Genomic DNA, 11,060 nt, shown 5'->3' on the forward strand with positions numbered 1-11,060 from the left:
GTAAAGGTCCCAGCACTGACGCCGCCATTGTTCAGAACGCCATTAAACCCGGCGTTTACACCATCGTCAGCGAGGCGACTGGGAAAGGTGCAACGAAGTGGGGGAAACTTAAGTCGGGCATTGGGTGGATTTCTCTGGATTACGCCAAGCGTATCTGAAGGAGGCCTTATGATTACGTTCAGACAAAAGGGCGACTTCTCCAAGCTGACCAGATTTTTGGAAAGAGCCAAAGAAGTCGTTCATCTCGGCGATCTCGATAAGTATGGCCGAGCTGGAGTGGCCGCCCTCGCGTCTGCAACGCCTACTGACTCCGGCTTGACTGCCAGTTCGTGGTACTACGAAATCACGAACAAGAACGGTTCTGCCGTCATTTCATTTCGCAACTCAAATATTCAAAATGGAGTTCCAATCGCCATTATTCTCCAATATGGACATGGCACCGGAACCGGGGGCTGGGTACAGGGAAGAGATTACATCAACCCTGCTATCCAGCCTATTTTTGACCAAATCGCAAATAACGCATGGAAGGAGGTCACGAAGCTGTGAGCACGACAATCGACGAGAGAGTCGTAGAAATGCGATTCGATAACAAGCAGTTTGAGGCAAATGTCCAAACCAGTCTGTCTACGCTTGAGAAACTCAAACAGGGTTTGGATCTGGACGGTGCCGCTAAGGGATTGGAAGGGCTCGGTGAGGCTGCCAAGAAATGCACGTTGTCCACTCTTAGCCGTTCCGTCGAGACTGTTCAGACGAAATTCTCGGCGTTTGAAGTCATGGCTATGACCGCACTTTCCAATATCACCAATTCTGCCGTAAATGCCGGAAAACGGATGATTTCTTCGTTCACTATCGAGCCGATTTCTTCTGGCTTTGACGAGTATGAGCTGAAGATGGGCTCTATTCAGACTATCATGGCCTCTACGGGGGAAAGTCTGGATAAGGTCAACCAAAAGCTGGACGAGCTCAATACTTACTCCGACCGGACGATCTATTCATTCTCCGACATGACTTCCAACATCGGCAAATTCACAAATGCCGGTGTTAAGTTGGACGATGCTGTGGCAGCCATCCAGGGTGTCAGCAACGTGGCCGCTGTTTCCGGCGCGAACGCCAACGAGGCCTCCCGAGCGATGTATAACTTTGCCCAGGCTCTTTCGGCTGGCTACGTCAAGTTGATCGACTGGAAATCCATTGAGAACGCAAACATGGCGACCGTTGAGTTCAAGACGCAGCTTTTGGAGGCGGCTGTTGCGGCTGGAACGGTGCAGAAATCTGCCGATGGGATGTACCAGGTACTTACCAAGAACGGGCAGGGCGGTACGATGAAGGAAACTATCGACGCCACCCATATGTTCAACGACAGTCTCGCCTATCAGTGGATGACCACGGAAGTTCTGACCAATACACTGAAGGATTACGCCGACGAAACTACGGAAATCGGCAAGAAGGCTTTTGCCGCCGCTCAGGATGTCAAGACGTTCTCTCAGCTGCTGGACACTCTGAAAGAGAGCGCCCAATCCGGTTGGGCCGAAACCTGGCAGATGGTCGTTGGCGACTACGAGGAAGCGAAGGTTACACTGCGGGAGTTCTCGGAGTTCTTCAGCAACATTATCGACGGCTCTTCCAAGGCTCGTAACGAGTTGCTCAGCGGTGCCATGATGTCAAGCTGGGGCCAGCTTAAGAACCAGGTGAGCGATGCCGGTTTTTCCGTCGATGCTTTCCGCGATGCACTTCGCGATACCGCTTCCGAGTCTGTTGCCGGCTTTGACCAAATGGTCGAAAAGGCGGGGTCTTTTGACGCCACCCTGTCCGAGGGATGGTTGACAACTGATATTCTGGCTAAGACGCTCGATAAGCTGGCGAACGAGGCAACCGGGACCACCGATGGTATTGCGGGACTGACTGATGAGCAGTTGAAGAACATCGGTTATACCGAGGAGCAGATCCAAGCACTTCGAGCACTGAGCGATCAGGCCCATTCCTCGACCGGCGACCTCGCTGCCCTTGTTGACAACATGACGCGCAAAAGCGGCAGGGAGCTTCTCTTTGACTCCATCTTGAACAGCTGCAAGGCCATTCAAAAGGTCTTTGGCACGCTGAAAGGCGCCTGGGACGAGGTCTTTCCTCCTGTAACCTCAGAACATCTTTATGGCCTTATCGAGGGTCTCAACAAGTTTACGGAGAAATTGATTATCTCCGACGAAACCGCAGATAAAATCAAGAGGACCTTTAAGGGCCTGTTCGCCATTCTCGATCTCGGCCAGCAGGCGTTTTCAGCTGTGCTCGGGGCAATCAGCCCGTTGTTTGGCGGACTCGGTACTTTGAGCGGCGGTCTTCTCGATTTGACTGCCTCCTTTGGTGATTGGCTCGTTGGAATTGACGAGGCCGCGAAGAAGGTGGAAGTCTTCAACAAGGTCACTCAGCGTATCTCCGATTTCATTTCCAAAGCGGCTGCCAAAGTAAAAGAGTTTGCTCAGGCGGTCAAAGAAAAATTCAAAATCCCTGGTTTCGAGGCATTCCATGCTCTCCTTGAGCGTGCCCATCAGCGTATGGCGCAGCTTGTCGGAGCGGCTGGAGATATGGGCTCTGGCGTTTCTGCGGCCGTCAAGACTATGGGCTCGGCTCTGGCTGGCAGCAAGTTCCTGCAAGCGCTTCAAATGCTCTACAACGGAGCGAAAACGATTGGCGGCGCTATCGTTAAGGCCATCGGTGGGCTGGCAAGCGGCATTGTTGAAAAACTGAGTAACGCAGATTTCAACGGTGCTATCGACCTGCTCAATGGGATCTCTTTCGGAGCCATCGCCGCCGGTATTGCCACGTTCCTGAGCAGCATCAAGAAGCCTTTCGACGAAGTTGGAGGGTTCCTTGACAATGTGAAGGGTATCCTGGATGAAGTGCGCGGCTGCTTTGAGGCGTATCAGACACAGCTGAAGGCCGGCGCGCTCCTTAAAATTGCAGGAGCCATTGGCATCCTCGCGGCTTCTATCATCGCCATCTCTTTGGTGGACAGCGACAAACTCTCCGCTTCTCTGGGAGCAGTCACTGTTCTGTTCGCCGACCTTATGGGTTCCATGGCAATCTTCAGCAAAATCAGCGGGGACATGAAGGGCGTGACGAAAAGCTGCGCTGCCATGCTTGCCATCTCTACATCGGTCCTTATCCTCGCCTCTGCTCTCAAGAAAGTTGGCGACCTGGATGTAAAACAGCTCGCTATCGGACTGACAGGTATCGCCGGCTTGATGGCAGGGCTTGTCGCCTCGGCAAAAGTTCTCGGAAGTGGTTCCGGCGCCGTAATCAAAGGCGCAGCCCAAATGGTCATCTTTGCAGGGGCAATTAAACTCCTGGCCTCTGTCTGTACTGACTTGGCTGAACTGGAATGGAACAGCCTTGCAAAGGGGCTGACCGGTGTTGGCGTTCTGCTGGCCGAGGTGTCTCTATTCCTGAACACAGCAAAGTTCAGCGGTAAATCCATCAGCACTGCGACCGGGATTGTCGTTCTGTCTGCTGCAATTAAAGTGCTGGCCTCCGCCTGTAAAGACTTTGGGCAAATGAACTGGGGTGAAATCGGGAAAGGACTGACCTCTATTGGGGCGCTCCTGCTTGAGATTGCCGCGTTCACAAAACTCACCGGAAACGCAAAGCACGTTGTTTCTACCGGTCTCGCTCTTATCGAAATTGCTGCCGCTATGAAGATTTTCGCTTCGGCGATGTCTGATTTCGGCGGCCTCGGATGGGAGCAGATCGCAAAAGGTCTTGTTGCGATGGGTGGTGCCCTCGCGGAGGTCGCTATCGCCGTAAACCTGATGCCCAAGAATATGGTCGGTATTGGAGCTGGCTTGATCGCCGTTGGAGCCGCGCTCGAAATCGTTGCGAATGTCCTCGGAAAAATGGGCGGAATGAGCTGGGAACAGATCGCAAAGGGGCTCGTCACGCTTGGCGGAGCTCTTGCTGAATTGGCAATCGGTCTGAACCTGATGAATGGAACGCTTGGCGGCTCCGCTGCAATGCTCGTGGCCGCTGGGGCTCTGGCCGTACTTACACCGGTTCTCGCTGTCCTCGGGTCTATGAGCTGGGAGTCTATTGCTAAGGGGCTCGTGACACTTGCCGGAGCATTTACTGTTATCGGAGTTGCCGGAGCGGTGTTGACCCCACTTGTCCCCACCATCCTTGGCTTGGCCGGAGCCATCGCCCTTATCGGCGTTGGTACACTCGGTATGGGGGCCGGCCTTTTGGCCATTGGCGCAGGATTGTCAGCTATTGCGGTTGGCATCACAGCCCTGGCAACATCTATGGGCGCTGGGGTCGCGATTATCGTTGCCGGCCTGACGAGTATTGTCACCGGCATCGCCTCGGTTATTCCGGTAGTCGCTCAGAAAATTGGCGAGGCTATTGTGGCGTTTGCTCAGGCAATTATCGACGGCGCTCCTGCTATCGGTGAGGCGGTCAAAGCTGTTGTACTAACTCTGGTCGATGTCCTGGTAGAGTGTGTTCCCGCGCTTGCTAATGGTGCGTTAGAGCTCCTTGCCGGGGTTCTCTCGGCGCTTGTGGCTTATACTCCTCAAATCGTGGACTCGCTCATGCTGTTCCTGATTGAGCTTATCGACGGCGTCGCACAACGCCTGCCGGAGCTCATCAAATCTGCGGTCAATTTGCTCATGGCGTTCTTCTCCGGTATTATTGACGCCCTGGCCGGTATCGACACGACCGCCCTGCTGAAAGGTATCGCCGGCGTCGGCCTCTTGTCGGTTATGATGGTTGCGCTGCAAGGCGTGGCCGCTCTTGTCCCGGGGGCTATGGTTGGCATCGTCGGTATGGGCGCCGTCATTGCGGAGCTGGCTTTGGTTCTGGCCGCCATCGGCGGTTTGGCTCAACTCCCCGGTCTGTCCTGGCTCATCGGCGAGGGCGGAAAGCTCCTGGAGGGCATCGGCGTTGCCATCGGTTCTTTCGTTGGCGGTATTGTCGGTGGTTTTATGAGCGGCGTATCCAGTCAGTTCCCGCAAATCGGGGCTGATTTGGCAGCGTTTATGACCAACATTCAGCCGTTTATTGACGGAGCCAGCAGTATTACTCCCGATATGCTGAGCGGTGTGAAAGCCCTGACCGAAGTGATCCTGCTGCTGACCGCCGCTGATATTTTGGATGGGCTGACCTCCTGGCTCACCGGCGGGTCCTCGCTGTCTGATTTTGCGGAGCAGCTTGTGCCGTTCGGAGAAGCTATGAGCGAGTTTTCCAAGTCGATTGCCGGCATGGACGCTGACCTTGTCTCCAAGGCCGCTATCGCCGGTAAAACCCTGGCCGAGATGGCCGCAACTCTGCCCAACAGCGGCGGGGTGCTCGGGTTCTTCGCCGGCGAGAATGACATGGAGACCTTTGGTTCCCAGTTGGGCAGTTTCGGTACAGCAATGGTCAACTTTGCGAGCATCGTCAAGGGCATGGACACCGACGCCGTGACCAATGCGGCAATCGCGGGAAAAACCATGGCCGAGATGGCTGCGACGCTTCCTAACAGCGGGGGCGTTGTTGGGTTCTTCTCTGGCGAGAACGATATGAACACCTTCGCAGACCAACTTGTTCCCTTTGGCAGAGCCATTAAGGCATATTCTCTGGCTGTAAAGGGGATGGACACGGATGCCGTGACTAACTCCGCTACTGCCGGGCAGGCTCTCGTGGAGTTGGCAAGGACGATTCCCAACTGCGGAGGACTTGTCAGCTTCTTCACCGGGGATAACAGCATCGCTGACTTCGGCGATGACATTGTGGCCTTCGGTGAGGACCTGGCTGCTTATGCCGAGGCTGTCAAGAATGTGAAGCCGGATGCTGTGACCGCGTCGGCCAACGCCGCTCAGGCACTTTCTAACCTGGCGTCCGGCCTCCCGGACAGTAGTCTCTTCGACCAGTGGTTTGGCGGTGACCAGACCCTGGCTACCTTTGGCGACGACATCGCCGACTTCGGCGATGCCATGAGCGATTACTACAACGAAATCTCCGGAATTGATACCGGAAAAATGAATGGTGTCATTACCGCTGTCTGGAACCTCGTGGATCTGGCCAAGGGCGTGAAAGACATCAACAAAAACGCATTTTCCAACTTCAGCAGTTCTCTGTCCAGTCTTGCGGATACCGGCATCAGCGGGTTCACAAGCGCATTTTCCAACTGTGACCAGAAGGTCAACTCCGCTGTGCTCAGTATGCTTAACTCTGTTAAATCCTCCATCTCCACGAACAAAGCGGTTCCTGCTCCGGCAATGGAAGAGGTTATGAGTTCCCTGGCAACTGTCGTGACTCAGAAGACAACTTCCATGAACACCGCTGTTTCCCAGATGATGACGGGGTTTGGAAAGACGATCCGTGACAACGGAAACTCGGTCAAGTCCGGCATGACCACTGTACTCAGCAACACAGTCACTGCCATCAACAATACCAAGGGACAATTTACCGAGGCCGGCAAGAATGTTGGTCAAGGGTTTGTCAACGGCATTAACTCCAAGCTGAGTAGCGCCACCGCCGCCGGCAGGAGCCTTGGCCTGGCCGCTCTGAACGCAGCTAAGAAGGCGCTGGACAGCCACTCTCCGTCCCGTGAGTTTATCCACTTGGGCGAATACATGGGCGAGGGCTTGGCAATCGGCGTCAACAACAGTATCGTCCCTGCCGCTCAGGCGACCTCTGGCATGATTGACGAGGTCATCAAGGTCAGTAAGAAGGGTATAGACGCCTTTGAAGACTGGGCCGATGAGCGGAAGTATTACGGTGAACTCAGTCTGAAAGACGAGTTGGCCGGATGGGAAGAGCTCCAGAAACGGTACAAAGCCGGCAGCGAGGAGCGGAAGAAAATTGATAGGGAGGTCTACAGACTTCAAAATGAGCTTGTGGCCTCTACCTACCAAGCCTCCATGGACTGGATCGAGGAAGAGAAATACTACAATCGGCTCAGTCTGGAAGAGGAACTTGCTGCTTACGAGCGCGTACAGGCCCGCTATTTGGAAGGCAGCGAGGAGCGGAAGAAAGCTGACCGTGAGGTGTATCGCCTACGGAATGAGCTGATGGACGCCTCTTACCAGCACTCCATGGACTGGATCGAGGAAGAGAAATACTACAATCGCATGAGCCTTGCCGATGAGCTTGCGGCCTATAAGCGTGTGCAGAGCCGGTATGCCAAGGGCACCGACGAGCGCAAGAAAATGGATCGTGAAGTTTATCGCCTGGAGAAGGAGATCAGTGAGGCTCAAAAGCAGTACATCGAGGATGTTCAGCGTGTTCAGACGGAGGCTAACCAGAAGCGGCTTGATCTGGAACAGGAATATGCCGATAAGGTGAAATCCATCAACGACCGGTTGGCTCAGGACATCAAGTCGCTGAATGACCAGTATGAGAATGCTCTGAACTCCCGCGCCGATAGCCTTTACCGCTCCTATGGCCTTTTCGACGAGGTCAAGGAAAAGGAAGAGGTGAGCGGCGAAACCCTGATGAAGAACCTGGAAGGCCAGGTCAAAGAATTTGGCGAATGGCAGGATATTTTGGATCAGCTGTCCGCTAAGGGGCTCGACTCGGAGCTTATTGAGGAACTTCAGCAGATGGGTCCCTCCGCTATCTCGGAGATCAAGGCTCTGAACTCTATGAGCGATTCCGAGTTGGAGAAGTATGCCTCCCTGTGGTCTATCAAGCACGCGCAGGCCCGTGAACAAGCCGTTAGCGAGTTGGAGGGTCTTCGTGTCGAGACTCAGAACAACATCGCGCAGCTGCGAGTCGAGGCAAGTCAGGAGCTGGACGAGTATCGGTCTGTCTGGCAGGAGAAGATGAACCAGGTCACTATTGACGCCAACGCCGAACTGGAACAACTGCGGAAAGACTTTGGCGAAAAGGTAGGCCTCATCAAGACAAATACCGAGGAAGAACTGGAAGAGATGGCTGAGACCGCCCAGAAGATTCTTCGTGAGGCCGGCTGGGACGAGACAGGACAGCAGATTGTCACCGGCCTTACCGAGGGCGTTCAGTCTCAACGGTCGAATTTCATCGACGAGCTGACAAAGATGGCCCTTGCCGGCGTCGAGGCCGTTAAGGAGACCCTTGACATCAATTCTCCATCCCGTGTGTTCCGTGAGTTGGGCAACTACACCGGTCTTGGTTTTGTAAATGGGCTGGAGAGCTATGTCAGCAAGACCTATGACGCTGGTTCCAATGTGGCTGAGTCCGCTAAGAGCGGGCTGTCCAACGTCATCCAGACCATCGCCGACATCATCGACGGCGGAGTGGACTGGGAGCCGACCATTCGGCCTGTGCTGGACTTGTCCGCCGTATCCCGGAGTGCGGATGAGATTGGAGATTTGTTCTATGCGCAAAGGGCGCTGGGGCTTGCCGGTCAGGCGAGTTTGGCGTTCAATTCCACCGCCGACAGAGGGCAAATGACTGTTTCCGTGGACAACGATGGCGTTGTGGAACAGCTTCGCTCACTGCGTAGTGAAATGGCGGATATGACTGTTCGTCTTGAACGGATGCGGGTCGTACTTGATACCGGCGTTCTCGTCGGTGAGATGGCAGACCCGATGGATGCCGCTTTGGGGCGGAAACAGGTTTATAGAGGGAGGGGGAATTAGCGTGTACCATTCTATCACTTTTGGCGAAAAAAACACATGGGATGCGTGGCACCTGGTCCCCACTTCCCGTCCTGTTTTCAATCCGCCGGCACAAAAGGTAAAGACATTGGACATTCCCGGTGGGGACGGCGTCATTGATTTGTCGCAAGCCCTCACCGGGTATCCGGTGTATCAGAACCGCACTGGCTCTTTTGAGTTCATTGTCCCAAACGGCTTTGAGCCGTGGCCCGCAGGTAAGATTGAGAAAACTCCATGGCATTCAGTCTATTCCGACATCATGGACTATCTGCACGGGCAGAGTATGCGAGCAGTTTTGGAAGACGACCCTGAGTATTTCTATGAGGGCCGCTTCGTCGTGAACGCCTGGAAATCGGAAAAGGACTGGTCGCGTATCGTAATCGACTATGACGTTGGTCCGTACAAGTGGTCGGTGCTGTCTTCCATTGACGATTGGCTTTGGGACCCGTTTAACTTTCAAAATGGAGTTATCAGGGCCGCTATTTTCAAGAACATCGCGGTTTCCACCGCCACAACGACCCGCCGCCTGGATGCGGCGCTGTTTGGGCGGGCTCCTGTGTGTCCTCGTTTCATCGTGTCGAGTACTGCAAGGAGAGGCATCCACATTCGGTTCGTCAATCCTCAGTTGGGGCTCGACATTACAAAGTTGCTCCCCGATGGGGAAATCCAAATCCCGGAGTTTGTGTTCTTTGGCAACCAGGGCGCTACAATTTATCTGTGGTGCGATTCTGGAACAGGGACCGTATCCGTTGATTTCAGGCAAGGGAGGTTGTGACCGGTGTATTCGATTTATGCTGACGGCGTCTGTATCTACAGCGACGTGTTCGCGCTTGAAAACATGAAGGTCTTGAACCCTAAGCTGACGTTGGAAGACAACGGGGCCGGTTCCCTCACCATGACCCTCCCCAAGGCAAATGTCGCATATGAGACGATTGCCCGGATGACCACGGACATCTCTGTCCAAAAGGACGGGAAGGAGCTTTGGGCCGGGCGCGTGCTGCAAGAAGACAAGGACTTCTACAACAACCGAAATCTCTACTGCGAGGGTGAACTGGCGTTTTTCAACGACAGTACCCAGCCGCCGGCGGAGTATTCCGGTCTTTCCATTCGAGCGTATCTCGAAAAACTCATTGCTGTTCACAATTCCAAAGTCCCGACAAATCGCCGGTTTTCCATCGGAGCGGTGACAGTGGTGGACAAGAACTATCCGACCTACTATACGAATTACGATAAGACCGTCGCGATCCTCAACGCTCTTGTCGAGGCTTACGGCGGTCATCTTCGTGTTCGTAAGGTGAATGGGGTTCGATACCTGGACTACCTGGCAGAGTATCCCGACACTTGCAGTCAGGTCATCCAGTTCGGCTCTAACCTCATTGAATTTACCCGGAAATGGGACTCTACAGAGTTTGCTACGGTCATCGTTCCTTTGGGCGGACGGCTGGAGGATAGCCCCATTGAAGCGCTTGACGCCTATCTAACGGTAGAAAGCGTGAATGGGGGCAGTATCTATGTTCAGTCTGATGCCGCTATGGCGGCCTATGGCTGGATTGAGAAAGCAGTCTCATGGGATGATGTGACCGATCCGGCGGTTCTGTTGGAAAAGGCGAGGGCCTATCTGACAGACCTTCAGTTCGACAACATGGAACTGGAACTCAGCGCTCTCGATCTGCATTATCTGGACGTCAACTATGAGGCTGTCAAGCTGTTGGATGAGATTCGGGTCATCTCCCGGCCCCATGGCCTTGACCGTCTCTTCCCGGTGACAAAGCTGGAGATCCCGCTGGACAGCCCAGAGCAGACCCAATTCAAGCTGGGCGACACGGTAAAGACCAGTCTTACCAGCGTGAACAACCAAATCAGCGCCGCCATTCTCCAGAAAATCGAAGCGCTCCCCAAGGCACACTCTATCCTCAAAGAGGCAAAAGAGAACGCCACCCACATCATGAACATGGCCACCACGGGGTACATCACCATCACCAAAGACGACTATGGCTCGGAAACTCTTTATATTTCCAATGTCCGAGACTACACCAAGGCTGATAAGCTCTGGAAATGGAATATGAACGGTCTGGGTTACTCCAATGATGGCGGTAAGACCTTTGGGTTGGCAATCACCATGGATGGTTCCATCGTAGCGGACTACATCACTACCGGTGTGCTGAATGCGGACGTGATTCGGGCCGGAACGCTGAAAGACTACGGCGGGAACTTCATTCTCGACTTTGCAACCGGAAAGCTGACCATGAAAAAGGGCTCTATCGACATCGGAAACGGCAACTTTACCGTCGATGAGCAGGGAAACCTTTACGCCCGACGGGGGACTTTTGCTGGAACTCTTTCCGGTGCGAAGGGGACCTTTGGTGGTCAGCTCGTGGCAGCCAGCGGAGACTTTAAGGGAGTTGTCCAGGCGTCGGACTTCTTGGACCGCTATGGACGGAGCATGATGTC

Annotated in this window: 4 protein-coding genes; all 4 read left to right on the forward strand. The window is 54.2% G+C overall.

Going from position 1 to position 11,060, the window contains the following annotated elements:
* The first annotated feature begins 168 nt into the window (after window positions 1-168).
* Window positions 169-546, forward strand: coding sequence for an HK97 gp10 family phage protein (locus JX325_RS08200; protein WP_204790674.1), 378 nt, complete (start codon window positions 169-171; stop codon window positions 544-546).
* Window positions 543-8,591, forward strand: coding sequence for a tape measure protein (locus JX325_RS08205; RefSeq protein ID WP_204790675.1), 8,049 nt, complete (start codon window positions 543-545; stop codon window positions 8,589-8,591). Before JX325_RS08200 ends, JX325_RS08205 begins: the two co-directional genes overlap by 4 nt.
* A gap of 1 nt (window position 8,592) precedes the next feature.
* Window positions 8,593-9,384 (forward strand): hypothetical protein, encoded by a 792-nt coding sequence (locus JX325_RS08210; protein WP_204790676.1) that lies wholly within the window; start codon window positions 8,593-8,595, stop codon window positions 9,382-9,384.
* A 3-nt stretch (window positions 9,385-9,387) separates the two neighbouring features.
* Window positions 9,388-11,060: phage tail protein (locus tag JX325_RS08215; protein ID WP_204790677.1), on the forward strand; the 1,673-nt coding region annotated here is incomplete at its 3' end.

This window comes from Oscillibacter sp. CU971 (assembly GCF_905219725.1).
Lineage (GTDB): Bacteria > Bacillota > Clostridia > Oscillospirales > Oscillospiraceae > Oscillibacter.

Coding starts and splice junctions, on each gene's coding strand:
- JX325_RS08200 (WP_204790674.1), top strand. CDS start 169: ATGATTACGTTCAGACAAAAGGGCGACTTCTCCAAGCTGACCAGATTT.